Origin of the sequence: Streptomyces desertarenae (assembly GCF_042681365.1) — a bacterium.
Lineage (GTDB): Bacteria > Actinomycetota > Actinomycetes > Streptomycetales > Streptomycetaceae > Streptomyces > Streptomyces desertarenae.
In genome coordinates, this window is the sequence record NZ_JBHUFU010000014.1 from 64,560 (window position 1) to 89,012 (window position 24,453).

The window sequence follows — 24,453 nt, forward strand, 5'->3', positions numbered from 1 at the left end:
CACACCCACGGGGCCCGGCGTCACCGCGGCCCCGCCCCGAGACGAGAGACACCCGCCATGCCCGAGAAGCCCTCCGTGCTGTTCGTCTGCGTCCACAACGCCGGCCGCTCCCAGATGGCCGCCGCCTGGCTGGCCCACCTGGCCGGGGACCGCGTCGAGGTCCGCTCCGCCGGTTCCGCCCCCGCCGATCGGGTCAACCCCGCCGCGGTCGAGGCGATGGAGGAGGTCGGCATCGACATCTCCGCCCGGACGCCCAAGGTCCTCACCGCCGACGCCGTCCGGGCCTCCGACTACGTCGTCACCATGGGCTGCGGTGACACCTGCCCGGTCTTCCCCGGCAAGACGTACCTCGACTGGGAGCTGGACGACCCGGCCGGACGGGGCGTCGAGGCCGTGCGCCCCATCCGCGACGAGATCCGCAGGCGGATCGAGGCGCTGATCGCCGACATCGACGCCGCGGCCGCCGGGGGGCCGGCGTGAGCACCACCGGCACCGGACCCGGTGCCGCCGGACCCGGCAGCACCGGACCCGGCGGCTGACCCGGGCGCCGCCCCTACGCAAGGACACGGAGGAGGGCGGCCACCTCGGCCGCGACGGCGGCCCGGGCGGGAGCGAGGTACCGGCGGGGGTCCGTCAGCTCCGGGTGGGCGTCGAGACGGCCGCGGACGACGCGGGTGAACACCGCGTTCAGGCGCGTGGAGACGTTCACCTTCCGCATGCCCGCGGCGACCGCGCGGGCCAGGTCCGCGTCGGCGACGCCGGAGGACCCGTGCAGGACCAGGGGCACCCCGGCGGCCCGGCGCAGCCGGGAGACGAGGTCGAAGTCCAGGCGCGCGGTGCGGGTCCGCATCGCGTGGGAGCTGCCCACCGCCACCGCCAGGGCGTCCACGGCCGTGTCCGCCACGAAGGCGCGGGCCTCGTCCGGATCGGTGCGGACGCCGGGGGCGTGGGCCCCGTCCTTGCCGCCCACCTCGCCGAGTTCGGCCTCGACCCACACGCCGCGCTCGTGGCAGTAGGCGGTGACGTCCCGGGTGGCGGCCACGTTCTCCTCGTACGGAAGGCGGGCCGCGTCGAACATGACGGAGCCCAGGCCGAGTTCGACGGCCTCCCGGACGAGGTCCGCGGACTCCGCGTGGTCGAGGTGGACGGCGACCGGCACCCGCGCGGCACGGGCGACGGCGAGGGTGGCGAGGCCGATCGGTGCGAGCGCGCCGTGGTAGCGGACCGTTTTCTCGCTGATCTGCAGGATCACCGGCCGTCCGGCGGCCTCCGCGCCCGCGGCGATCGCCTCGGCGTGCTCGATCTGGAGGACGTTGAACGCACCCACCGCCGCGTCCTCCGCCAGGACGCCGCGGAAGAGCTCACCGCTCGGCACGAGGGGCACCCGGCACCTCCTCCGCGCAGGACTCCGCCCCGCGCGGGGCGTCAGGCACGGGGGCCGTCCAGGACGACGGACCGGGTGAGGTGGGCGGGGCGGTCCGGATCGCAGCCGCGCGCCTCGGCGACGGCGACGGCGAGGCGCTGGGCCCGGACGAGGTCGGCCAGCGGGTCGATGCCGCCCTCACCGGCCCGTGAGTCGGCGACCACCGTGCCGCCCGCCCGGGCGGCCTCGTCCACCAGCCCCGGCGGCGGGGTGCCGAGGATCCACACGACCCGGCCGGGTCCGGTGACGCTGACGGGGCCGTGCCGGTACTCCATCGCCGGGTACGCCTCCGTCCAGGCGCCGGCGGCCTCGCGCATCTTCAGCGCCGCCTCCAGCGCCAGCCCGTGGCACCAGCCCGCGCCGAGGAAGGTGAACTGCTCGGCGGTGCGCACGGCCGCGGGCAGCGGGGAGGCCACCGCGGAGTCGGCGTCGCGCACCGCGGCGGCAAGGGGGCGCACGCCCGGCGGGAGGGCGCCCTCGGCCTCCAGGTGGGCGCGCAGCAGGGCGAGGACGGTGGTGGCGAAACGGGTCTGGACGACGGACTCCTCGTCGGCGAAGTCCAGCACCGCGACGTCGTCGGCCGCGCCCGCGACGGGCGTGCCCGGGTCCGCGGTGATCGCGCCGGTGGGCACCGTGCCCCGCAGCCGCCCCAGCAGGTCGAGGACCTCGGTGGTGGTGCCGGACCGGGTGACGGCCACCACCCGGTCGTAGGTCCGCCCGGCGGGGAACTCCGAGGCGGCGAAGGCGTCGGTCTCGCCGTGGCCGCCGCTCTCCCGCAGCGCCGCGTAGGCCTGGGCCACGAACCAGGAGGTGCCGCAGCCGACGACCGCGACCCGCTCGCCCCGGCGGGGCAGGGCCGCGGCGCGGGACGGGAGCAGCCGGGCGGCCCGCCGCCAGCACTCGGGCTGGGAGGCGATCTCGACCGCGGTGCGGGAGGTGCGGGTACCGGGCATCGGGGCTCCTCGGGGCAGGGGAGGGGGCGGGCGCCGACGGGCCGTTCGGCTCCACCGGGCGTTCGCACGGTGAGCATCACAGATGCTCTGAGTTGATTGCAAGTATTGATTTTCAATCAATTGAGAGCATCCTCGTGCCATCTGGCGCCCGCAGGACGGCTCCGGCGGCCCCGGCCGGCGCGACAGGACCGGCCCGCTGGGAGCGGGGGTGCCCGGTCGCCCTCCTATAGCGTGTCGGGAGCGCGAGAGCAGAAGCCCTGTGAGGAGTCCGACGCATGTCCAAGCACGAGCGGTGGAGCAAGCTGATGGAGCTGCTGGCCGCCGGGGGCAGGCTGGAGGTCGAGGACGCCGCGGCGTCCCTGGGGGCCTCCGCCGCGACCATCCGCAGGGACCTCGACGAACTCGCGGAGCAGCAGATGCTGGTGCGCACCCGGGGCGGGGCCATCGCGCACGGCGTCTCCTACGAACTGCCGCTGCGGTACAAGTCCTCCCAGCGCGCGGCCGAGAAGCAGCGGATCGCCGCGGCGGTGGCCGATCTGATCGGCCGGGGCGACGTGGTGGGGCTCAACGGGGGCACCACCACGACCGAGGTGGCGCGGGCTCTGGCCCTGCGGGCCGGCGGCGGGCGGCGGGAGCCGCCCGCCGCGCCCGCCTCTCCCCGGCTGACCGTCGTCACCAACGCCCTCAACATCGCCGGCGAGCTGGCCGTGCGCCCGCAGATCAAGACCGTGCTCACCGGCGGGGTGACCCGTTCGCAGACCTACGAACTGGTCGGCCCCCTCACCACGGGCGTGCTGAACCAGGTCGTCCTGGACGCGGCCGTCCTCGGTGTCGACGGGATCGATCCCCCGCTGGGGGTCATGACCCACCACGAGGACGAGGCGAGCGTCAGCCGGCTGTTCGCCGAGCGCGCGCAGCGCGTGATCGTGGCCGCCGACTCCTCCAAGATGGGGAAACGCGCCTTCGCCAGGATCTGCGGGCTGGACGGCGTCGACGTGGTGGTGACCGACGCGGGGATCCCCGCCGAGGCCGCCGGCCGCCTGGCCGACGCCGGGATCAGGGTGATCGCCGTCTGAGGTTCCCGCCCGCGGACCGGTGGACTCCGGCCGGCGGACCCCGCCTTTCCGTCCCGCCGTCCTCCGGCGTGCGGGGAGCGGGCTCCGGGCTCGGCGCGACGGCAGCCCCGATGGTCGTCCCTGCGCGAAACCGCTTCCGCGCGAACATCCGCCGGCATGCCAACGGCAGGCCGCGGAGTCGATCCCCGGGCGGTGCGGCAGGCCACTCGACGAGGAGCGCTGCCGCCGGATCCGGCATCCCTGCCGTCCCGTGCCGGCTCCTTCCGGGCGGAGCCGGCGCCACAGGGGCGCTCGCGGCCGGCGGACCGGCGGTGCACCCCGGCTCGGATCGAGACGCTGATCGGTTGCCTGCTCCGCGCCTCGTACACGGTCGAGGGCGCACGGCCGCTGCTCGAACGGCACGGCCGGCCGTGGCAGCAGCCCGCCCGCGGGGGCATCGGCCCGGACTCGCGAACCGCCGGATGCCCCGTCCCCCGAGCGCGGACCGGACGGCGGCGCGTCACCGGCAGCGGGAGCCCCTCCCTTCTCCGGCCGCCCCCAGTCATCGGATCCCTGGCACCCCCTGCTCCATCCCTGTTGCCGGATACCCCTTGATTTCCCGGTAGAGATCCGATGAATATGGAGGACGTCGCGAGCGGATCCGGCCTGCGGCACGGCACCGGCGTCCGCGGGAAGCCGCGGACGGCGAGCACGCACCGCACAGCGAGGCGGCGGCCTCCCGGCGCCTCGGGCCCCGCGCCCACCTCCCGTCACCGGTCCGCCTCCCCCGCCGCCCCCTCGAAAGGCGCCTTCTGTGAGACTCACCCGACTCGGCCCCCGCGGTGCCGAACAGCCGGCCGTCCTGGACGACGACGGCCGGCTGCTGGACGCCTCCGGCGTGGCGGACGACTTCGACGGCGCGTTCTTCGCCTCCGGCGGGATCGGACGCCTGCGCGCCGCCCTGCACGAGGGGCGGCTCCCCCGGCTCGACCCGCCGGCGGGCACGCGCACCGGAGCGCCGGTCGCGCGTCCGGGGAAGATCGTGTGCATCGGCCTCAACTACCGCGACCACGCCGCCGAGACCGGTGCGGCGATCCCGGAGCGCCCGGTGGTCTTCCTGAAGGACCCCGGCACCGTCGTCGGCCCCTACGACGAGGTGCTCGTCCCGCGCGGCTCCACCCGCACCGACTGGGAGGTGGAGCTCGGTGTCGTCATCGGCTCCCGCGCCCGCTACCTCGACTCGCCCGAGCAGGCGCACGCGCTGATCGCCGGCTACGCCGTCAGCCACGACGTCTCCGAGCGCGAGTTCCAGCTGGAGCGCTCCCCCCAGTGGGACCTGGGCAAGTCCTGTGAGACCTTCAACCCGCTGGGGCCGTGGCTGGTCACCCCCGACGAGGTGGGCGACCCGCAGGCGCTGGGGCTGCGGCTGTCGGTCAACGGCCGCAGGCGCCAGGAGGGCAGCACCTCCGACATGGTCTTCGACGTGGCGCACCTCATCTGGTACCTGAGCCGGCACATGGTGCTCGAACCCGGGGACCTGGTGAACACCGGGACCCCGGCCGGCGTGGCCCTCGGCCTGCCGGACACCCCCTACCTGCGCGCGGGCGACACCGTCGAGCTCGGGATCGACGGCCTCGGCGTCCAGCGCCAGACCTTCGTCCCGGCGTGAGGGGCGGTACCGTGTCCGCCGCTCCCCGCATCACGGGATTCGACACCTACGACATCCGCTTCCCCACCTCCGGGGAGCTGGACGGCTCCGACGCCATGAACCCCGACCCCGACTACTCGGCTGCCTACGTGGTCCTGGGCACGGACGCCGGCGACGGAGCGGAGGGGCACGGGTTCGCCTTCACCATCGGCCGCGGCAACGACGTCCAGGTCGCCGCGATCGAGGCGCTGCGCCACCACGTCCTGGGACTGCGCGTGGACGAGGTGTGCGCCGACCCCGGCCTGGTCAGCCGCTCCCTCACCGGCGACAGCCAGCTGCGCTGGCTCGGGCCGGAGAAGGGCGTGACGCACATGGCGGTCGGCGCCGTGGTCAACGCCGTGTGGGACCTGGCCGCCCGGCGCGCGGGCAAGCCGCTGTGGAAGCTGCTGGCCGACGCCGACCCCGAGTGGCTGGTCTCCCAGGTCGACTTCCGCTACATCACCGACGCCCTCACCCCCGACGAGGCCCTCGCGCTGCTGCGCGCGGGCCGGGAGGGGCGGCGGGAGCGGGAGGCCGTGCTGCTGGAGCACGGCTACCCCGCCTACACCACCTCCCCCGGCTGGCTGGGCTACTCCGACGAGAAGCTCGCCCGGCTGGCCGGGGAGGCGGTGGCCGACGGATTCACGCAGATCAAGCTGAAGGTGGGGGCCGACCTGGCGGACGACATCCGCCGGTGCCGCACCGCCCGCGCCGCGATCGGCGACGGCGTCCGCATGGCGGTCGACGCCAACCAGCGGTGGGACGTCGGCGAGGCGATCGCCTGGACGAGGGCGCTGGCCGAGTTCGACCCGTACTGGGTCGAGGAGCCCACCTCCCCCGACGACGTGCTCGGCCACGCCGCCGTCCGCGCGGCGGTGGCCCCGGTCAAGGTCGCCACCGGCGAGCACGTGCAGAACCGGATCGTCTTCAAGCAGCTGCTCCAGGCCGGGGCCGTCGACATCCTCCAGATCGACGCGGCCCGGGTGGGCGGCGTCAACGAGAACCTGGCGATCCTGCTGCTGGCGGCCAGGTTCGGGGTGCCGGTGTGCCCGCACGCCGGCGGTGTGGGCCTGTGCGAACTCGTCCAGCACCTGTCGATGTTCGACTACGTGGCGCTCAGCGGCACCACGCGGGACCGGGTCATCGAGTACGTCGGCCACCTGCACGAGCACTTCCTCGACCCGGTCGTGATCCGGCGCGGCCGGTACGCCGCTCCGGCCGCGCCGGGCTTCTCCGCGGCGATGGCACCGGAGTCGATCGCGCGCTACACCTTCCCCCACGGCGAGTACTGGGCCGCCCGGGCGGCGGCCGCAGAGGAGGCCCCGGCATGACCGGCACGGACGGCGCGACCGCACTGCGGGGCCTGCGGGTCCTCGTCACCGGAGGCGGCTCCGGCATCGGGCGGGCGGTGGCCCGCGCGTTCGACGGCGCCGGCGCCCGGGTGGCCGTCCTCGACCTCGCACCCGACTGCGCGGGGGAACCGTGGACCGGCCTGGAGGCGGACGTCACCGACGACGCGTCGGTCCGCGCCGCCGTGGAGGAGGCGGCCGGGCTCTTCGGCGGCCTCGACGTCGTGGTGAACAACGCCGGGACCGGCGCCGTCGGCACGGTGGAGGACAACCCCGACGAGCAGTGGCACCGCGTCCTGGACGTCAACGTCCTCGGCATCGTCCGCACCACCCGCGCCGCCCTGCCGCACCTGCGGCGCTCCCCTCGTGCGGCCGTCGTCAACACCTGCTCGATCGCCGCCACGGCCGGACTGCCGCAGCGCGCCGCGTACTCCGCGAGCAAGGGCGCCGTCCTCTCCCTCACCCTCGCCATGGCCGCCGACCACGTCCGCGAGGGCATCCGCGTCAACTGCGTCAACCCCGGCACGGCCGACACCCCCTGGGTGGCCCGGCTCCTGGACGCGGCCGAGGACCCCGCGGCCGAGCGCGCCGCGCTGGAGGCCCGCCAGCCCATGGGGCGCCTGGTCACCGCCGAGGAGGTCGCGGCGGCCGTCGTCTACCTGGCCTCTCCGGCGGCCGCGTCCGTCACCGGCACCGCCCTGGCCGTCGACGGTGGCATGGCCGGTCTGCGGCTGCGGCCGGCGGCGCGGTGACGGCGCGGGAGGGCGGTGCGGCGGCCCCGGCCGGCGGGGGCCGGGGGTGTCCCGCCGCCGGCGCGGGGGCCGCGCGCGGGACGCGGACCGTCGACGCCCACCACCACGTGTGGGACCTGTCCGTGCGCGACCAGGCGTGGCTCGGCGCCGACGGGTTCGCGCCCCTGCGGCGGAGCTTCGGCACGGACGACCTGGCGGCCGAGGCGGCCGCCTCGGGGGTGGACGCCACCGTGGTGGTGCAGACGGTCGCCGCCGCCGACGAGACACCCGAGCTGCTCGCCCTCGCCGAGGCGGACGCCCTGGTCGCCGGCGTGGTCGGCTGGACCGACCTGACCTCGCCCGGGGTCGCCGACGCCCTCGGCGGACTCCGCGGCCTGCCCGGCGGCGAGCACCTGGTGGGCGTCCGCCACCAGGTCCAGGGCGAACCCGACCCGCGCTGGCTGCTGCGCCCGGACGTGGCCCGCGGCATGCGGGCACTGGCCGCGGCCGGGCTCGTGCACGACCTGGTGGTGCTGCCGCACCAGCTGCCCGCCGCCGTGGAGGCGGCCGCCGCCCACCCCGGCCTCGTCTTCGTCCTGGACCACCTGGGCAAGCCACCCGTGGCCGAGGGGCGGACGGAGCCGTGGGCCGGGCACGTCCGCAGGCTGGCCGCGCTGCCGAACACCGTGTGCAAGCTCTCCGGGCTGGTGACCGAGGCGCGCTGGGACGGCTGGACGGTGGAGGACCTGCGCCCGTACGCCGACACGGTCCTGGAGGCGTTCGGGCCCCGGCGGCTGATGTTCGGATCGGACTGGCCGGTCTGCCTGCTCGCCGCCTCCTACGGGCAGGTGGTCGACGCCGCCCGCGAGCTGACCGCGTCCCTGAGCCCCGCCGAGCGGGCCGAGGTCTTCGGCGGCACCGCGGCCCGGGTGTACGGGATCTGACGGCACGGCGGCCGGACGCGCGTCAGGTGGCCGGCAGACCGGTCAGGTGGCCGGAAGGGAGGATTCCGTGGAGCCGAGCGCCGTCCGCAGCCACTGCTCGACGTCGGCGACGTGCACGGTGGCCCACGCCCGCGCGACCTCGGGCCGGCGCGCCTCGATCGCCTCGCAGATCGCCTCGTGCTGCTCCCTGGTCCGCCGCACCGCGCCCTCCTGCGTCAGCCCCCGCCAGATCCGGGCGCGCGCCGTCGGGCCGGAGATGCCCTCGATCACGGAGCACAGCACGGTGTTGCCCGAGCCCGCGGCGATGAGGCCGTGGAACCTGAGGTCGTTGGCGACCAGGGCCTCCACCGTCGGGGAGTCGCCCAGGTCCTCCAGGGTCGCGCGCAGGGCCGCCCTGTCCTCGTCGCTCATCGCCGTCGCGGCCATGGCCGCCGCGGCGGGTTCGAGGATGCGGCGGACCTCGAGGAACTCCAGGACGGTGTCGTCCCGGTGGAAGTCGACGGCGAACCCCATGGCCTCCAGCAGCAGGCTCGGTTCGAGGCTGGTCACGTACGTCCCGTCGCCCTGGCGCACGTCGAGCACCCTTATCAGCGAGAGCGCCTTGACGGCCTCGCGCAGGGAGTTGCGGGACAGTCCGAGCCGCTCGGCGAGGTCCGCCTCCCGGGGGAGCTTCGCACCGGGGCCGAGCTCGCCCGTCACGATCATGTCCTTGATCTTCTCGATCGCTCCGTCCGTGACTGGCACGCCGTCCCCTCCGCAGGTCATCCGAGGTTTCGGAGGATAGCCCACCCCGCGGGACGGCGGTCTGCCGCGGACAGGGCCGCGGCAGGCGGCCCTGGAGAACGGGACGAGGCGAGGGGCGGCCCCGCCCGGCCGGGCCGTCCTGAGGGCTCCGCGGCCCTGCCCGCGGGGCAGAGGTCGGATGTCGTGCCCGGCCGGGGGCGCATGCCGGCCCGGGGCCGCGGGGCGGGCGCCGGCCCCCGGCCCCGGGACGGGATCCGGGGACCGGCGCCGCCGGCGGCGGGGTGCCGCCGCCGGGGCGGGCCCCGGTGCGCCGCGCGTCAGCCCGCGGCCACCGCGTCGCGCGGCGCTCCCGCCGGCCGGGTCAGGGCCGCGCCGAAGTTCCCCTCGACCTCCGCCCTCTCCGCCGCGTTCGGATAGGGGTTCCTGCACGAGGTCCCTGCGGTGGAGCCGGACATCAGGCTGGAGCAGGGGCCGGGCTTGCGGTCGGGCAGTCCGAGGATGTGGCCGAGTTCGTGCGAGGAGATACGGATCGTGTCGTAGCCCTGGCCGACGGCCTGCCGGCCGATGTAGACGGTCCCGCTGCCCAGGGTGGTGGTGTAGGCGCGGGGCCAGCCGTTGTCGGCCAGGATCCGTATGTTGGCGCGCTGCCCGGCCGCGACCGGCCGCAGCTCGACGCCGTCGACGCTCTCGTTCCAGATCGCCGCGCCCCGGTCGACCGCGGCCCTGAACTCGGCGGACGCGCTCGCGTCGTAGGTGAGCACCCGTGGTGCCGCGGCGCGGTCCCCGGCGGCGGGGGCGGCGGACGCCTGGCCGCCGGCCAGGGCCAGGGTCACGGCCAGGGCGGCGGTCAGGCCGCGTGCGAGTGTGCGGACGTGCATGGTCGACCTCCTCGTGGGGGAAAGGCAGTCGTGCCCATGACATGCTTCAGGCTCCCTGCCCATCCCGGACGGATGCCAATCCGTCAATCGGCACGAGTGTCACGCCCCCGCGGGCCCGGCACGCGCCGGCGGCACCGGGCGGCGCGCCGGTCACCCCCGCCGTCCGGTGCCGGACCGGGCCCGCGTCCCCCTCACGCCTTCGCCCGGTACGCCCGCATCGCCAGCGGGTAGAAGACCGCGGCTATCCCCACCGCCCAGACCAGCGACCACAGCAGCGGCCGGCCCACCTCGCCGCCCAGCAGCAGACCGCGGAACGCGTCCGAGAGGTGGGTGACCGGGTTGACGTCCGCCCAGGCCTGGAGCCAGCCGGGCATGGTGTCGACGCGGACGAAGGCGCTGCTGGTGAAGGTGATCGGGAAGATGAGGGTGAAGCCGAACGCCTGGACCTTCTCCGCGTCGCCCGCGAGCATGCCGATCAGCACCGCGCTCCAGGAGACCGCCGCCGCGAAGACGACGAGCAGCAGGACGCCCGCGAGGAGGCCGCCGAGGCCGCCGGTGACGCGGAAGCCGAGGACCAGGCCCAGGGCGAGCATCAGGAGCGTCGCCCACAGGTGCTTGGCCAGGTCGGCGGTGATCCGGCCGATCAGCGGCGCGGAACGGGCGATCGGCAGGCTGCGCAGCCGGTCGAAGACGCCCTTGGTGAGGTCGGTGTTGAGGGCCAGCGCCGTGTAGGTGGTCATGAACAGGGTGTTCTGGACGATGATTCCCGGCAGGGCGTACGTCAGGTACGCGTCGGGCGATCCGGCCATCTGGCCGCCGAGCACGTACGTGAAGAGGAACACGAACATGATCGGCGTGATGCTGTAGTCGACGAGTTCCAGCGGGTTGTGCTTGACGGCGACGAGGCTGCGCCACGCCATGGTGGCGGTCTGCCGCAGTCCGGCGCCCGGGCGGACCCGTCCGCCCGCCGCGACGGGGGCACCGGCCGTCGAGGCGGTCATGACGCGCTCACCGCCCGCTCGGTGCCGCCACCGGTTCCGGCCCCCGTCCCGGGCCGTCCGCCGTCCGGTCCGGTGCGGTGCCCGGTCAGGGCCAGGAAGACCTCGTCCAGTGACGACCGGCGCAAGGTGAGCTCGCCGACCGCGATGCCGGCCCCGTCCAGGCGGCGGACGACCGCGGGCATCAGTTCCGGGTCGTTGACCGGCGCCGTGATCACCTCGTCCTCGACCTGGGTCTGCGGGCCGGCCGCCTCCGCCACCAGGGCGTGCGCCGCCGCCAGCTCGCGGGCCCGCACCGGCCGCACCTGGAGCACCTGCCCGCCCACCTGGGACTTCAGCTCGTCGGGTGTGCCCTCGGCGATGACCCGACCCCTGTCGACCACCACGATCCGGTCGGCGAGCAGGTCCGCCTCGTTCAGGTACTGCGTGGTCAGCAGCGCGGTCACGCCCTCGGCGACCAGGCCGCGCAGCATCTCCCACAGCTCGCCCCGGCTGCGCGGGTCGAGTCCGGTCGTCGGCTCGTCGAGGAAGAGGATGCGGGGCCGGCCCACCAGGCTCGCCGCCAGGTCCAGCCTGCGCCGCATGCCGCCCGAGAACGTCTTGGCCGCGCGCCCCGCCGCGTCCGCCAGTCCGAAGCGCTCCATCAGCTCGGTCGCCCGCGCCCTCGCCTCCCCCCTCGGCATCCCCAGCAGCCGGCCGATCATCAGCAGGTTCTCCGTGCCGGTCAGGTTCTCGTCGACCGCCGCGTACTGGCCGGTCAGGCCGATGAGCGAACGCACCGCCCCGGCCTCGCGCACCACATCGTGCCCGGCGACCTCGGCCCGTCCGGCGTCCGGCTGGAGGAGCGTGGCGAAGATCCGCACCGCGGTGGTCTTGCCCGCCCCGTTGGGTCCGAGCAGCCCCAGCACCGTCCCGGTGCGGGCGGCCAGGTCCACGCCGTCCAGCGCCCTGGTCTCCTTGAAGTGTTTGACCAGGCCCTCCGCCTGGATCGCGTACGCATGGGTCATGGGGTTCGCCCCCTCGGGTCGAGGTCGCGTTGCGGCGGTGGCTCCCGGGCCGCCCGGCCCGGGGCCCGCCCTCCGGACAACAGTGGCGCGCGTCACAGGCATTCCGACCGGTGCGCCGCGGCGGTTCCGCGCCCGCGCCGCCGGGGACGGCGGGCGGCACCGCTCCCCGGCCGCGGCCGGGGTCACGTCCCGGCCGGGGCGGGCACCACGAAGTCCGGCCGCTCGGCGGTCCGGGCGGTGGCGCCGGCGGCCGGCGCGCCCGGGCCGAGCCGGCACGGCGGGCCGGGAACGGCATCCGTGGTGATCATGGCGATGTCCCTTCGCGGATCCCCCTGTAGACCAGCGTGGCACCGGCCGCCGACATCCGCTCGCCGGCGCCGGGGCGGGTGCCGGCGGGGGTGGCGCGGAAGGGTCCGCGCCGCCGTCGAGGGCCCCTCCGCGGTGCGTCCGGGCGCGGCGGTGCGGGCGCGCGGTGCGGCCCTGGCCCCGCGGACGGCGGCGGGCGGGCCGGCGGGGGCGGTGCGGCCCTACATCTGCCGGAGCCGGTCGCGGAGCATCCGGGCGACCTGCGCCATGAGCGCCTCGGCGCCGGGCTGGTGGCTCGCGGGGACGCGGGACTCGGTGAGGACGGCGACGGCGAAGACCTGGCCGTCGGCGTGCTCCACGACACCGGCCTCGTGGCGGAGGTTCAGGAGCGTGCCCGTCTTGGAGGACCAGGTCGAGGCGTCGGAGCCGAAGTCCGGGGCGAGCCGGTGGCGCAGCAGGTTGTCCGCCATGAGGGCGCGCACCCGCGCGGCGACGCCGGGGTGGACCGGCGACGGCGTCCACAGGGCCTGCAGGAGGTCGACGAAGGCGCGTGCGGTGCCGGTGTTGGCGCGGGTGATGTCGAGTTGCGGCACCCGGTGGCCGCGGCCGCTCGTGCCCGCGTCGATCGCGAGGGCGTGGGCGAGGTGGACGTCGGCGCTCCCGAGGCGCTCCGCGGGGGTGTCGGTCAGGTCGCGCATCGTGTGGCGGACGGTGATGCCGCGGATCCCCAGCTCCCGGAGGATCCCCGCGACCCGGGTCGGCGGGGTCAGCTCGAACAGGGCGTCGGCGGCCACCCCGTCGCTCACGGAGGTGCTGAGGTAGAGCAGGTCGTCGACCGCGATGCGGACGGGGTGGCGGAACCGGCTGATGCCGGTCGGTCCGGGCGTGGTGATCCGTCCGGGCGCCACCTCCAGCAGGGCCGACCCGTCGAGCTCGCCCCGGCGGATGCGTTCGAGCGTGGCGAGCGCCAGCGGGACCTTGACCAGGGACGCGGCGGGAAGCTCGGTGTCCGGGTCGATGCCGAGCTCGTCGCCGGTGTGCAGGTCCCGCACGAGGAAGGAGCCGGACAGGCCGCCGTCGTGCAGCATCCGCCGCGCCTCGCGCAGCAGCCGCTCGGTGCTCACCCGGCCTCCCGGCTCCCGCCACCGGGCGGGGTGTGCGCGCCGAGGCAGTCGGCGACGGCACCGGTCAGGTGCGTCCTGATCCGTTCGGCGTCCTCGGGCTCGCCCGCGGCGACGGTGAATCCGCGGCCGAGCTCGACACCCCCGACGGGGCACCACCGCAGGCCGAGCTCGCCGGCCTGCGCGGGCGAGCACAGCAGCAGGTCCTTCGAGCAGAGCACCTCGGCCGCGGCGGAGGCGAGGTCGGCCGCGACGGCGAGCTGCGCGGGCCGCAGGCCCACCGCGTCGCACAGCCGGGCCATGCGGTCGCGGACGTGCGGCACGTCGTCCTCGGGCCCGAGCCAGATGCGCCGGGGCGGGCCGGTGTCGGTCCGCCCCACGCGCAGGGTCTCGACGTGGAGGCGCCGCACGCCGGGGTCGTCCCGGCCGGCCAGCCCCAGCGGCACGGACCACTCCGCCTCCTCCTGCGCCACCGCGACCAGTGCCGCGCGCACCTGCCGGGTGCGGACGAGCTCCGCCCGCTCCCGCGGTGCCGCGGTCCGCGGTTCGAGGAGGATGCCGTGTCCGCGCGCCGCGGCGGCGAGCCTTGCGAGGGCGCCCGTCGAGCAGGTGCCGGGGACGGCGATCCGCACCGGTCCCCGCCGGGCGGCCTCGGCCTCCAGCACCAGGTCGTCGGCCGCGCGCACCAGCCGCCTCGCCGCCGGGAGCACGTCCCGGCCGAACCGGGTGAGGACCGCCCGGCGGTGGGTGCGGTCGAACAGCTGCCCGCCGAGGTGCTTCTCCAGGGCCGCGACCCGGCGGCTGGCGACGGACTGGGACATCCGCGCGGCGGCCGCTCCGACGGTGAAGCTGCCGCGTTCGCTCACGTGGACGAACGCACGGCACGCTGCGACCACATCCATGGCGTCCGATCCTATGCCGGATCGGCATGGGTCCGTGCGTCCGCGTCTTGGACCGCGCGGGGGCCGGCGCGCGAGAGTCGTCCCGCGGCGGGTCGCCCGTCCCGCGGCCCGGCCGGGGCGGACCCGGCGGGCCCGCCCGTGCCCACAACCTCCGAAAGGTGCCGACCATGCGACAGCCCCTCGTCCGGCGCATCGCCCTGAGCGCACTCGCCGCGCTCGCGCTCGTCCCCCTCGCCGCCTGCGAGCGGGGCACCGGACCGGCCCCCGCCCGCCCGTCCTCCACGGTGCGGTGGGAGGGGGCCGACGGCTCGCCCGACCCCTCCGCCGCCGAGTTCGCCTCGCTGGAGAGGAGGTTCGACGCCCGGCTCGGGGTCTACGCCGTCGACACCGGCACGGGGCGGGAGATCGCCCACCGGGCGGACGAGCGGTTCGCCTACGCCTCCACCTTCAAGGCCCTCGCGGCGGGTGCGGTACTGCGCCGGTACTCCCCCGGCGGCCTCGGCAAGGTGGTCCGCTACGCGCGCGAGGACCTGGCTCCCCACTCCCCCGTGACCGAGAAGCACGTCGGCACCGGGATGAGCCTGCGCGACCTGTGCGAGGCCGCCGTCCGCTTCAGCGACAACACCGCCGCCAACCTGCTTCTGGACGCGCTGGGCGGACCCGAGGGGCTCGACGCCGTGCTGGAGGAGCTGGGCGACGACACCACCCGGATGAGCCGCCGCGAACCGGGGCTCAGCGAAGCCGTCCCGGGGGACACCCGCGACACCAGCACGCCGCGGGCGTTCGCCCGGAACCTGCGCGCGTTCGTCCTGGGAGACGTCCTCGACGAGGACGACCGGGCCCTTCTGACGACCTGGCTGCGGACCGGCACCACCGGAAAGGACCTCATCCGGGCGGGGGTCCCCGACGGCTGGACCGTCGGCGACAAGACCGGGAACGGCGGCTACGGCACGCGGAACGACATCGCCGTGGTGTGGCCGCCCGGCGGCGAACCCATCGTCATGGCGATCATGTCGAGCCGCGACCACGAGGACGCCGAGCACGACGACGCGCTGATCGCGGAAGCGGCGTCCGTGATCGTCCGCAGGTTCTCCTGACGGCTCCGCCCGCGGGCTGCGCCGGGGGCGCCTGGGAGAAGGTGCCGGCGGGCCCCGCCGCCGGCCGACATGCCGGGAGCGGGGGCTTCGTCCGTGTGCGGCCTGATGCCGCCGGACGCGGTCCTGTGACAGCGACCGCGCAATGGCGGCGCAATGGCCCTGACGGACTTCGCGGCGGGTCGGCAGGCGTTCCGCGGGGTTCCGAGCGCAGCCGTGTGGACGGGCCGGGGCCCCGGAGCACCCGCGGCCCGGGACTCCGGCATGCGATCGGTCACGCCGATGACGCCGTTCGAGGTCAGATCGAGGAGTCGGCGATCTGCTCACGGGTCAGTCGCACCGGCTCACCGGTGGTGTTGTCGAACCGGCGCCGCACCAGGATGGTGAACCCGAGGTCATGCAGAGCCATTTCGGCGGCGTTGGTGTTCCACGGGTCCCGGCCCTTCAGGGCGTTCCGCGCGAGCACGAGCGCGGGGACGTTCCTCCCGCCGACCACCGCGAGTACGTCGTACCTGTCGTCTTCGGGCGTATGCAGGGCAGCGACGGCGACGTCCGCGAGGGTGAGGACGGCATGGCCGCCGTCCTTCAGGCGAACGCGGGTCTCTGCGGGCCTGCTCGTGGGCTCGGGGGCCATGGTGTCTCCTCGGTCGGACCTCGCCGGATCGTTCTCCGGCCGTACGGCTCGGGGAGCTACACGCTTCACGGCAGACCGGGGTCCCGGACCGCTCGCAGTGTTCCCGGATCTTCGGGAATGGTGCAGCCGAGGACCACCGCGGTGTGGCCGCCCCCGGACGGGATCCGGCAGACAGGCCACCGGTCCTCGTCGCTCAACGCGTCGCAGGCCGCGTCGGCATCGGCCCCGTCGACACCGAACCAGGCCGGAACGGGGTCGTACTCCTGCGTCCGGCTCGACCACATCAGGCAGGCCGCCCGGAACCCCGGCATCTCCTCCCCGGCAACGAGCGGGGCGTTCTCGAATCCGTCCACCAGCACCGGTCCGGAGTGCCGGCCGCCTACGACAGCCCGTGCGCCACCTGATGGCTCCGGCCCCGGAGCGTGCCTCTCCGGTCGGATTCCACGGGCGCCGCCCCTCACGGTGGCCGGAGTGCTCCGCGGAGGACCGCGCGAGCACGCGGAGCGTGTCGGCGAGGCCGGCGGGGCGTGGGCCCGAGGGATCCACGGCCTCACAGCTTCGCGCGAGCAGTCGATCAGGCCGAGCGGCGGCGGCCGGCTGTCGAGGGCGGCCCCCTTCACCGAAGCGACGGGCCCGCGACCCCGGCGGTCCCCCCGTCCGGTCCGGGGCGGCTACCAGGCGACCGGCAGCGCGTGGACGCCGTAGACGAACCCGTCGTGTTTGAACGGGATCTCCCCGAGGTCCGCCGCCGGCCTCAGCCCGGGGACGCGGCGGTAGAGGGTGCGGTAGACGATCTCCAGCTCCAGCCGGGCGAGGGGCTGGCCGAGGCACTGGTGGACGCCGAAGCCGAACGCGATGTGGTGGCGCGCCTCGCGGGTGATGTCGAGGCGGTCGGGGTCGGGGAAGACGTCGGGGTCGCGGTTGGCGATCTCGTTGGGCAGCACCAGGCCCTCGCCGGCGCGCACCTTCCGCCCGGCGACCTCCATGTCCTCCAGCGCGACGCGGCGGCGTCCGCCGTGGGTGATGGTGAGGTAGCGCAGCATCTCCTCGACGGCGCGGGTCGCCACGGCGGGGTCGTCGGCGTCGCGCAGCAGGGCCAGTTGGCCGGGGTGGCGCAGCAGGAGCAGTGTGCTGAGCGCGATCATGTTGGCGGTGGTCTCGTGCCCGGCGACGAGCAGCAGTACGGCCGTCTCGGTGGCCTGGCGGGCCGTCAGCTCCCCGGCCCCGACCCTCCGCGCGAGCCCGGAGAGCAGGTCGTCGCCGGGGTCCTCCAGCTTGGCGGCGACGAGACCGCCCAGGTACCCGGCGAGCCGCCCGAACGCCTCGTCCCGCTGCGCCGGGGTGGTGTCGCGGTTGATGATCGTCCTGCTGTTGTCCTGGAAGAAGGCGTGGTCCGCGTAGGGGACGCCGAGCAGTTCGCAGATGACCAGCGACGGGACCGGCAGTGCGAACGCCTCCACGAAGTCCACCGGGTTCGGTCCGCCGAGCAGCGCGTCGACCGCGTCGTCGACGATCCGCTGCACCATCGGCCGCATCGCCTCGACCCTCTTCACCGCGAAGGCGGCCCCGACCATGCGCCGCAGCCGGGCGTGCTCGGGGTCGTCCATGCCGATGAAGCTCAAGGAGCCCTCGCCGGCCGGGGCCTGGCGCGGGTAGGCGGGGTGGGTCATGTCGGCGCTGACGCGGCGGTCGGCGAGCACGGCGCGCTGGTCGGCGTAGCGGGTGACCAGCCACGGGGTGCTGCCGTCCCACAGCCGCACCCGTGTCAGCGGTGTCTCCCGCTGGAGGTCGCGCAGCTCCGGAGGCGGGTCGAAGGGGCACCCCCGGGCCCTGGGCATGGGGTACTCGGGCGCCTCGGCCGTGCTCCCGACGGCAGGGTCCGGCGTACGGGTCATGGTCGTCCTTCCGGTGGTGCCGGTGGGGGAACGCCCCGGTGGAGGTGCCGGGAGCGTGTCGTCGGGGGCCGCCGTCTCCGCGTCCGCCGCGGCCGGCGCGCCTGCGCGGGGCCGTACTGCCGCACGGGGCGGTGCCGCCGGTGCCGCCGCGGCCGGGGTGCGGTCCGGCCGGGCGTTCCGGCGGTGCCGCCCGCGGGTGTGCTCACTCCGGTTCGCTCAGCGCGATCGCGGCGGCCGGGCAGACGTCGGCGGCCTCCTGGACCGCGGCGTGCAGGTGCTCGGCGGGGGCCGGGTCCAGCAGGACCACCACGCCGTCCTCGTCACGCTGGTCGAACACGTCCGGTGCGGACAGCACGCAGGAGCCTGCGCCGCAGCACTTGTCCTGGTCGACGGTGATCTTCATGTCCCACAACTCCTCGGTGTCTCGTTTCCCCTGCCGTGCGCCGGCGGCGGCCGCCCGCCCCGGTCCGTCCGCGTCTCCCGCCGCTACCAGCGCACCGGCAGCGCGCGCAGTCCGCCCACGACGAGGCCTTCCACCCGCTGCAGCTCCCCGGCGGGCACCGCGAGCTCCAGCCCGGGGAGCCTGCGCAGCAGCACCTCCAGGACGACCTGCAGCTCGGTGCGGGCCAGTGCCTGGCCCAGGCAGGCGTGGGCACCGGCCCCGAAGGCCAGGTGGGTGTTGGGGGCGCGGCCCAGGTCCATCCCGTCCGCGCCGGCGAAGGCGCTCTCGTCGCGGTTGGCCGCGGAGAGGCTGCACACCACGGTCGTGCCGCGCGGGATCACCTCCTGCCCGACCCGGACGTCCTCGGTGATGTAGCGGGGGATGCCGAACCCGGCGTCGGCGTCCATGCGCAGGGCCTCCTCGACGGCCGTGCGCACCAGCGACCGGTCGGCGAGCAGCGCCTCCCAGCGCCGCCGGTCCGCCAGCAGCATCCCGATCATCTTGCCGATCATGTTGGCGGTGGTCTCGTGGCCGGCGACCAGCAGGCCCTGCGCGGTCGACAGCAGCGCCTCGTCGGGCATGGCGCCGTCCGCCTCGGCGGCGGCGGAGATCAGCGCGCTGATCAGGTCGTCGCCGGGGTTCTCGCGGACCCCGGCGATGTGCCGCGACATGTAGGCGCGGAACTCCGCCTGCGCGGCGTCGATCTCGGCCTGCGGGTACCGGGTCAGGCTGAGCAGGGTGTCGGACCAGTACGAGAACTTCTCCCGGTCCTCCCCGGGCACGCCGAGCATGACGCAGATGACCCACACCGGGAACGGGAAGCCCAGCTCCCGGCGCAGGTCGGCGGGGGCGCCGCCGTCGACCATGGCGTCGGTCAGCCGCTCGGCCGCCGCCTCCAGCTCCGGGCGCAGGGCGGTCATCCGCCGGGCGGTGAACCACCTGCCGACCATGCGCCGCCACTGCCGGTGGGTCTCCGCGCTCATCGGCCCGGCCAGCGCCCCGCTGAACACGCCGCCGGACTCGTTGGCCGTCACCCGGGCAGCGTCGGGGGCGTCGAGGTGGCGGCGGAACCGGGGGTCGGCCAGGACCTGCCTGACGTCCTCGTAGCGGGTCAGCAGCGACGCCTCGTCACCGCTGGGCAGTCTGACCCGGGCCACCGGGCGGGTGCGCCGCAGTTCGGTCCACTCCTCCGGGGCGTCCAGCGCCGCCGGGGCGGAAAGAGGGTAGTCGATCACCGGTTCGGTGTCGCCGCGTGCCACCGGGCCTCCTCGAGTCGGTCTGCGTCCCCCTGCGCCAGCCAATCGGCTCCCGCGACTTGAGTCAAGCGACTGACTTAAAATCGACGGTCGCGAGGAACCGCCGCGAGGAGTCGGCCGGATCCCGGTGCGGTGGCCGCACCGGGCCCCCTCACGGGCGGGCGACCGGCGCGGTCCACAGGCCCGTGAGGGCGTCGACGAGGCCGTCGGCGACCTCGTCCCACGTGGCCTTGGGGGTGGCGGCGCCCTCGGCGAGGGCGCGCTCGCGCTCGGCGCACACGTGCACCAGCAGGGTGCGGACCATGTCGCCGCGCTCGGCGCGGACGTCCTCCGGCAGGTCCGGCGGGCAGCGGTGGAACCCGTCGAGCACCCGCCCCAGCGTGGGCGTGGCCAGGGCCTCCTCGGCCATGATCCCCCGGAACGCCGGATCGGTCATGACCTGGGCCCCGAACCGGGCGAACCAGGTGGGGCCGCCGAGCGAATCCAGGTGCGCGGTGAACGGGCGGACCAGGCAGGCGATCCAGTCCCGCACTTCCCGCGAGCCCTCGACGGCGGCGGCCATCTCCTGGCGCAGCGCCTCGATGTGTCCGGTGTGCCTGCGCACGATCGCCCGCACGAGGTCGGCCTTGGTCCCGAAGTGGTAGCCGACGGCGGTGTTGTTGCCCTGCCCCGCGGCCGCGCTGATCTGGCGGTTGGACACCGCGTAGAGCCCCTGCTCCGCGAAAAGCCGCTCCGCCGTGGTGAGGATCTGCTGCCGGGTGGCGCCGACCTGCTCGGCCCGCGGGGTCCTGCCGACTCTGGTCGCCACGACCGCCATCGTACAGGCGTGCTGTACGGGCCCTCCGGCACGGGAACCCCGGCGCGGCCGGCGGCGGGGCCGCCCGGGCCGCGGCCCGCTCTCCCGGGTGGACTAACCTCTCCTGCGGGGGCCCGGACGGCCCGTGTAGGCCGCTCCGGGCGTCGGTCCCGAAGTCTCCACCTCCAGGTAAGTTGGTCCGATGCGCTTCAGGTCGCGGGGAAGAAGAGCCCTCCTCCTCTACGGGTCGTGCGCTGTGGGAGTGTCGGCCGCCGCCGGTGCCGGGTACCTCCTGCTGGCCCCCGGGCACTCGGTGCCCCCCGGACCCTTCGCCGACGACCCCCGGTGCGCGAAGGTCGTCTCCGCCGCTCCCGAGACCCTGCTGGGGAGGGACCGCGACCGGGTGAGCGGGGCGGGGGCCGCCGCGTGGGGGGACGCCTCGATCGTCCTGCGGTGCGGCGTCGAACCCCTGGCGCCCACGACCCACCTCTGCCTGAACGTCGACGGCGTGGACTGGGTGCTGGACGAGGCCGGGGGGGACGGGGGAGGCACCCGGGTCCTCACCACCTACGGCCGCACCCCCGCCGTCGAGGTGACGGTCGAGGGCGGGGACGGGCTGGACGGGGGCGTGCTGGTCGCCCTGAACCGCTCGCTGCGGGACATCCCCCAGCAGGCGAAGTGCCTCGACATGCAGGACGCACTGCCCGCGCAGCCGTCCTGACGGACGCCTCCGGACGCCCCGCGGCGACCCGGCGCGGCGCCGCACGGCGGGGCCCCGGCCCGCGCCCCCGGGGCTAGGGCTTGCGGCCGACGGCCCCGTGGTTCACCTCTTCCGCGGGGTCTCCCGCGGGCTCCCGGTCGGGCCGCCAGTACGGGCACGGCACCAGGCCGGGTTCGACCAGCTCCAGGCCGTCGAAGAACCCCGCGATCTGCTCCACCGGGCGCAGGACGTAGGGGATCGCCCCGCTGCTGTTGTAGGCCTCCTGCGCCCGGTTGGCGGCCTCGTAGGTGTCGGCCCCCTCGTTGAGGGACAGGAAGCTGCCCGACGGCAGCGCGGCCAGCAGGCGGCGCACGATCGAGCGGGCCTCGTCGTAGTCGGGGATGTGCCCCAGCGTCCCGCTGAAGATCAGCCCGACCGGCTGCTCCAGGTCCAGGGTGCGGGCGGCCTCGGCCAGGACCGTGTCGGGATGGCGCAGGTCGGCGTCGACGTAGGCGGTGGCGCCCTGGGGCGTGGAGGTCAGCAGCGCGCGGGCGTGGGCGAGGACCAGCGGGTCGTGGTCGACGTAGACCACCCGGGACTCCGGCGCGACGCGCTGGGCGACCTGGTGGGTGTTGTCGGCCGTGGGCAGTCCGGTGCCGACGTCCAGGAACTGCCGGAGGCCCGCCTCGCCGGCCATGTGGCGGATGGAGCGGACCAGGAAGCCGCGGGAGGCCCTGGCCAGCAGCTCGATCCCGGGGAACACCTCGCGGTAGGCGTCGCCGGCCCGTTTGTCGGCCGGGTAGTAGTCCTTGCCGCCCAGCCAGTAGTTCCACACCCGCGCCGAGTGCGGCACGGAGGTGTCGGTCCTGGGCGGCGTCCCGCCCGCTGCGGGCACGTCCTCGGCCATCGGGGCTCCCTGGTGGTGAGGTTGACGATGCCGGCCCGGGGGTGCTGCGAGCGGATGCAGCGGTCCTCGCGCGGCCGGCCCCGGACAGCAGCCTGCCACGTCCGCCCCCTCGCGTCAGCGCATCGGCGCCGACGGTCCCGCCGACGGATGCGGCCGATTGCTTGCACACGACGCCACCCGGCCTCCGATTCATCGTCCGCTTGCACTTATAGTGCGTCTGCAATTATTGTCCTCGCCTGTAAAGTTTTCAAGCAATGACTTTGGAAGGTTCCACCCCATGCCTCTCGCTCTGCTGGCCCTGGCCCTGGGAGCCTTCGGGATCGGCACCACCGAATTCGTGATCATGGGCGTGCTGCCCGAGGTCGCGGAGGACTTCGGCGTCTCGATCCCCACCGCGGGCTGGTTGGTCACGGGCTACGCGCTCGGCGTGCTGTTCGGCGCGCCCCTGCTGACCGTCCTGGGCACCAGGGTGTCCCGCAAGAAGATGCTCATGCTGCTCATGGGCCTGTTCATCGCGGGCAACGTGCTCTCGGCGGCCGCTCCCGCCTTCGGCGTCATGCTCGCCGGACGCGTCGTCGCCTCGCTGGCCCACGGCGCCTTCTTCGGCATCGGCTCGGTGGTCGCCGCCGGCCTGGTCGCCCCCGGGAAGAAGGCGTCCGCCATCTCCCTGATGTTCATGGGCCTCACCGCGGCGAACGTCGTCGGCGTGCCGCTGGGCACCCACATCGGCCAGGCCGCCGGCTGGCGGGTCACCTTCTTCCTGGTGGCCGCGCTGGGCGTCGTCGGACTGCTCGGGGTGGCCGCCCTGGTGCCCGAGGCCGGCAGGCCCCGGGGGGCGGACGTCCGGTCCGAGTTCGCCGCCTTCCGCAACGTCCAGGTCTGGCTCGCCATGGCGATGACCGTCCTGGGGTACGGCGGTGTCTTCGCCGCCATCACCTACATCGCCCCGATGATGACCGAGGTCGCCGGTTACGGCACGGGGGCGGTCACCTGGCTGCTCGTCCTGTTCGGGGCCGGCATGTTCGCCGGCAACCTGCTCGGCGGAAGGCTCGCCGACCGCGCCCTGATGCCCCTGCTGTTCACCGCTCTGGGCGCCCTCACCCTCGTGCTGCTCCTGTTCACCGCCACCGCGCACGACAAGGTCCTCGCCGCGGTCACGCTGACGCTCGTCGGCACGCTGGGCTTCGCGACGGTCCCCCCGCTGCAGAAGCGGGTGCTCGACCAGGCGTCGGCGGCTCCCACCCTGGCCTCCGCCGCCAACATCGGCGCCTTCAACCTCGGCAACGCGCTCGCCGCCTGGCTCGGCGGCACCGTCATCGCCGCCGGGTTCGGCTACACCTCGCCGAACTGGGTCGGTGCGCTGCTGTCCGGGACCGCGCTGCTGCTGTCCCTCCTGGCGGCCTTCCTCGACCGCCGCACCCGGCGGCCCGGGCGCGTCGCGGCAACGGGCGGGCCCACCGCCCCCGCACCGGCGGCGGTCCGCCGCTGACCCGGCCCGGGCCCGCACCCGCCACCGGACGGTCCGTCCGGAGAGCGTCCCGCCACGGCCGCCGTCCCCACCTCACGCCCGGCAACGGCGCCGGGCCCCCGGCCCGGACTCGGCGTCCCCGTGTCCCGGACGGGGAGGCCGGCCACCGCGGCATCGGCCCCGCCGCGCCCGCGGGCATGACGGGGGCCCGCGGGGAGAAGGAGTGGGCGTGGCGGCACGGACGGCGGCCACCGCAACCCGACCACACGGCGGAAGGAAGAGGAATGCGCCTCGATCTCACAGGACGGACGGCCCTAGTCACGGGTTCCACCCAGGGCATCGGAGCCGCGATCGCGGCCGGACTCGCGCGGGCGGGCGCCCGGGTGGGGGTCAACGGACGCGACCGGGCCAGGGTCGAGGAGTCCATCGGGCGGCTCCGGACCGACGTGCCGGACGGCGACTTCGTCGCGGCGGCGGCCGACGTCGCCACCGAGGAGGGCGCCGCCCGCATCCGGGAGGTTCTGCCGGACGTGGACGTCCTCGTCAACAACCTCGGCGTCTTCGGCGCCAGGGACGCGCTGGACATCCCCGACGACGAGTGGCGCCGCTACTTCGAGGTGAACGTGCTCGCCGCCGTCCGCCTCACCCGCCTGTACCTGCCGGGGATGATGGAGCGGGGGTGGGGCCGCGTCCAGTACATCGCCAGCGACTCGGCGGTCGCGATCCCCGCCGAGATGATCCACTACGGCATGTCGAAGACCGCCCTGCTCGCCGTCGGCCGCGGCTTCGCCAAGCAGGCCGCGGGGACCGGCGTCACCGTGAACTCGGTCATCGCCGGCCCCACCCGCACCGGCGGTGTGGAGGACTTCGTGTACGAGCTGGTCGACCGCGACCTGCCCTGGGACGAGGCGCAGCGGGTCTTCATGCGGGAGCACCGCCCGCAGTCGCTGCTGCAGCGGCTGATCGAACCCGAGGAGATCGCCAACATGGTCGTGTACCTCAGCTCGGACCTGGCGTCCGCGACCACGGGCGGCGCCCTGCGGGTCGACGGGGGGTACGTCGACGCCATCCTGCCCTGACCGCCGGGCCGGCGTGCCGCCCTCGGCCGGCGGCGCGGGACCGGGGCGCGACGGGACGGCTCCGGCCCGTGCGGACGCGGCGCC

26 protein-coding genes are annotated in these 24,453 nt (G+C 75.4%); 10 read left to right on the forward strand and 16 right to left on the reverse strand.

All coding sequences use genetic code 11. From position 1 onward, the window contains the following. Nucleotides 1-57 precede the first annotated feature (57 nt). Nucleotides 58-480: an arsenate reductase ArsC gene (locus ACFSJS_RS21665; protein ID WP_380902952.1), complete on the forward strand. Its 423-nt coding sequence runs from the start codon at nucleotides 58-60 to the stop codon at nucleotides 478-480. A 73-nt stretch (nucleotides 481-553) separates the two neighbouring features. On the opposite strand, the gene ACFSJS_RS21670 is transcribed toward ACFSJS_RS21665, so the two are convergent. Together ACFSJS_RS21670 and ACFSJS_RS21675 are read right to left on the reverse strand one after the other, a co-directional pair. Further along, on the reverse strand, nucleotides 554-1,384 hold the full coding sequence (locus ACFSJS_RS21670) for a class II fructose-bisphosphate aldolase (protein ID WP_380902954.1): 831 nt from the start codon (nucleotides 1,382-1,384) through the stop codon (nucleotides 554-556). Nucleotides 1,385-1,425: 41 nt separating this feature from the next. Further along, the gene (locus ACFSJS_RS21675) at nucleotides 1,426-2,376 is read right to left on the reverse strand and encodes an SIS domain-containing protein (protein WP_380902956.1); all 951 of its coding nucleotides are present in this window, start codon (nucleotides 2,374-2,376) and stop codon (nucleotides 1,426-1,428) included. A gap of 275 nt (nucleotides 2,377-2,651) precedes the next feature. Between ACFSJS_RS21675 and ACFSJS_RS21680 the strand changes: the two genes are divergently transcribed. From ACFSJS_RS21680 to ACFSJS_RS21700, 5 genes are all read left to right on the forward strand, one after another. Beyond that, nucleotides 2,652-3,452, forward strand: coding sequence for a DeoR/GlpR family DNA-binding transcription regulator (locus ACFSJS_RS21680; protein WP_380902958.1), 801 nt, complete (start codon nucleotides 2,652-2,654; stop codon nucleotides 3,450-3,452). A 793-nt stretch (nucleotides 3,453-4,245) separates the two neighbouring features. Further along, entirely contained in the window at nucleotides 4,246-5,100 is an 855-nt protein-coding gene (locus tag ACFSJS_RS21685) for a fumarylacetoacetate hydrolase family protein (RefSeq protein ID WP_380902960.1), read from the forward strand. Between the two features lie 11 nt (nucleotides 5,101-5,111). After that, entirely contained in the window at nucleotides 5,112-6,449 is a 1,338-nt protein-coding gene (locus tag ACFSJS_RS21690) for an enolase C-terminal domain-like protein (RefSeq protein ID WP_380902962.1), read from the forward strand. Next, on the forward strand, nucleotides 6,446-7,219 hold the full coding sequence (locus ACFSJS_RS21695) for an SDR family NAD(P)-dependent oxidoreductase (protein WP_380902964.1): 774 nt from the start codon (nucleotides 6,446-6,448) through the stop codon (nucleotides 7,217-7,219). Before ACFSJS_RS21690 ends, ACFSJS_RS21695 begins: the two co-directional genes overlap by 4 nt. Beyond that, a complete protein-coding gene (locus ACFSJS_RS21700; protein ID WP_380902966.1) occupies nucleotides 7,216-8,142 on the forward strand; it encodes an amidohydrolase family protein in 927 nt (308 codons plus the stop codon). The genes ACFSJS_RS21695 and ACFSJS_RS21700 overlap by 4 nt, the downstream gene beginning before the upstream one ends. Nucleotides 8,143-8,184: 42 nt before the next feature. On the opposite strand, the gene ACFSJS_RS21705 is transcribed toward ACFSJS_RS21700, so the two are convergent. From ACFSJS_RS21705 to ACFSJS_RS21735, 7 genes are all read right to left on the reverse strand, one after another. Further along, nucleotides 8,185-8,886: a FadR/GntR family transcriptional regulator gene (locus ACFSJS_RS21705; RefSeq protein WP_380902968.1), complete on the reverse strand. Its 702-nt coding sequence runs from the start codon at nucleotides 8,884-8,886 to the stop codon at nucleotides 8,185-8,187. Between the two features lie 317 nt (nucleotides 8,887-9,203). Then, nucleotides 9,204-9,764 carry a snapalysin family zinc-dependent metalloprotease gene (locus ACFSJS_RS21710; protein ID WP_380902970.1) on the reverse strand — a complete coding sequence of 187 codons (561 nt, stop codon included), beginning with the start codon at nucleotides 9,762-9,764 and terminating at the stop codon, nucleotides 9,204-9,206. A gap of 191 nt (nucleotides 9,765-9,955) precedes the next feature. After that, entirely contained in the window at nucleotides 9,956-10,765 is an 810-nt protein-coding gene (locus tag ACFSJS_RS21715; protein ID WP_380902972.1) for an ABC transporter permease, read from the reverse strand. Beyond that, entirely contained in the window at nucleotides 10,762-11,769 is a 1,008-nt protein-coding gene (locus tag ACFSJS_RS21720; protein WP_380902974.1) for an ATP-binding cassette domain-containing protein, read from the reverse strand. The genes ACFSJS_RS21715 and ACFSJS_RS21720 overlap by 4 nt, the downstream gene beginning before the upstream one ends. A 182-nt stretch (nucleotides 11,770-11,951) precedes the next feature. After that, nucleotides 11,952-12,077, reverse strand: coding sequence for a hypothetical protein (locus ACFSJS_RS21725; RefSeq protein ID WP_380902976.1), 126 nt, complete (start codon nucleotides 12,075-12,077; stop codon nucleotides 11,952-11,954). Nucleotides 12,078-12,296: 219 nt separating this feature from the next. After that, entirely contained in the window at nucleotides 12,297-13,199 is a 903-nt protein-coding gene (locus ACFSJS_RS21730; protein ID WP_380902978.1) for a serine hydrolase, read from the reverse strand. Beyond that, nucleotides 13,196-14,098: a LysR family transcriptional regulator gene (locus ACFSJS_RS21735; protein ID WP_380902980.1), complete on the reverse strand. Its 903-nt coding sequence runs from the start codon at nucleotides 14,096-14,098 to the stop codon at nucleotides 13,196-13,198. The genes ACFSJS_RS21730 and ACFSJS_RS21735 overlap by 4 nt, the downstream gene beginning before the upstream one ends. A gap of 167 nt (nucleotides 14,099-14,265) precedes the next feature. On the opposite strand from ACFSJS_RS21735, the gene bla reads away from it, so the two are divergent. Continuing rightward, entirely contained in the window at nucleotides 14,266-15,195 is a 930-nt protein-coding gene (gene bla / locus ACFSJS_RS21740; protein ID WP_380902982.1) for a class A beta-lactamase, read from the forward strand. A 295-nt stretch (nucleotides 15,196-15,490) separates the two neighbouring features. Here the strand turns inward: bla and ACFSJS_RS21745 are convergent, their stop codons facing one another. From ACFSJS_RS21745 to ACFSJS_RS21770, 6 genes are all read right to left on the reverse strand, one after another. After that, nucleotides 15,491-15,826, reverse strand: a complete 336-nt coding sequence (locus ACFSJS_RS21745) for a hypothetical protein (protein WP_380902984.1) — start codon at nucleotides 15,824-15,826, stop codon at nucleotides 15,491-15,493. Nucleotides 15,827-15,891: 65 nt separating this feature from the next. Further along, entirely contained in the window at nucleotides 15,892-16,185 is a 294-nt protein-coding gene (locus ACFSJS_RS21750; protein WP_380902986.1) for a hypothetical protein, read from the reverse strand. A gap of 312 nt (nucleotides 16,186-16,497) precedes the next feature. Beyond that, nucleotides 16,498-17,721: a cytochrome P450 gene (locus tag ACFSJS_RS21755; protein ID WP_380902988.1), complete on the reverse strand. Its 1,224-nt coding sequence runs from the start codon at nucleotides 17,719-17,721 to the stop codon at nucleotides 16,498-16,500. Between the two features lie 202 nt (nucleotides 17,722-17,923). Next, nucleotides 17,924-18,124, reverse strand: a complete 201-nt coding sequence (locus tag ACFSJS_RS21760; protein WP_380902990.1) for a ferredoxin — start codon at nucleotides 18,122-18,124, stop codon at nucleotides 17,924-17,926. 83 nt (nucleotides 18,125-18,207) lie between these two features. After that, the gene (locus ACFSJS_RS21765; protein WP_380902992.1) at nucleotides 18,208-19,422 is read right to left on the reverse strand and encodes a cytochrome P450; all 1,215 of its coding nucleotides are present in this window, start codon (nucleotides 19,420-19,422) and stop codon (nucleotides 18,208-18,210) included. 148 nt (nucleotides 19,423-19,570) lie between these two features. Next, complete coding sequence (locus tag ACFSJS_RS21770) at nucleotides 19,571-20,236, reverse strand: TetR/AcrR family transcriptional regulator (protein ID WP_380902994.1); 666 nt, start codon at nucleotides 20,234-20,236, stop codon at nucleotides 19,571-19,573. 241 nt (nucleotides 20,237-20,477) lie between these two features. Here ACFSJS_RS21770 and ACFSJS_RS21775 point away from each other — a divergent pair, with 241 nt between their 5' ends. Then, complete coding sequence (locus ACFSJS_RS21775) at nucleotides 20,478-20,936, forward strand: DUF3515 family protein (protein WP_380902996.1); 459 nt, start codon at nucleotides 20,478-20,480, stop codon at nucleotides 20,934-20,936. A 73-nt stretch (nucleotides 20,937-21,009) separates the two neighbouring features. Here ACFSJS_RS21775 and ACFSJS_RS21780 read toward each other — a convergent pair whose 3' ends face one another. Then, nucleotides 21,010-21,822, reverse strand: a complete 813-nt coding sequence (locus ACFSJS_RS21780; protein WP_380902998.1) for an SAM-dependent methyltransferase — start codon at nucleotides 21,820-21,822, stop codon at nucleotides 21,010-21,012. Nucleotides 21,823-22,099: 277 nt separating this feature from the next. On the opposite strand from ACFSJS_RS21780, the gene ACFSJS_RS21785 reads away from it, so the two are divergent. Continuing rightward, nucleotides 22,100-23,311 (forward strand): MFS transporter, encoded by a 1,212-nt coding sequence (locus ACFSJS_RS21785; RefSeq protein ID WP_380903000.1) that lies wholly within the window; start codon nucleotides 22,100-22,102, stop codon nucleotides 23,309-23,311. A gap of 263 nt (nucleotides 23,312-23,574) precedes the next feature. Then, a complete protein-coding gene (locus tag ACFSJS_RS21790; protein WP_380903002.1) occupies nucleotides 23,575-24,369 on the forward strand; it encodes an SDR family NAD(P)-dependent oxidoreductase in 795 nt (264 codons plus the stop codon). Nucleotides 24,370-24,453 lie beyond the last annotated feature (84 nt).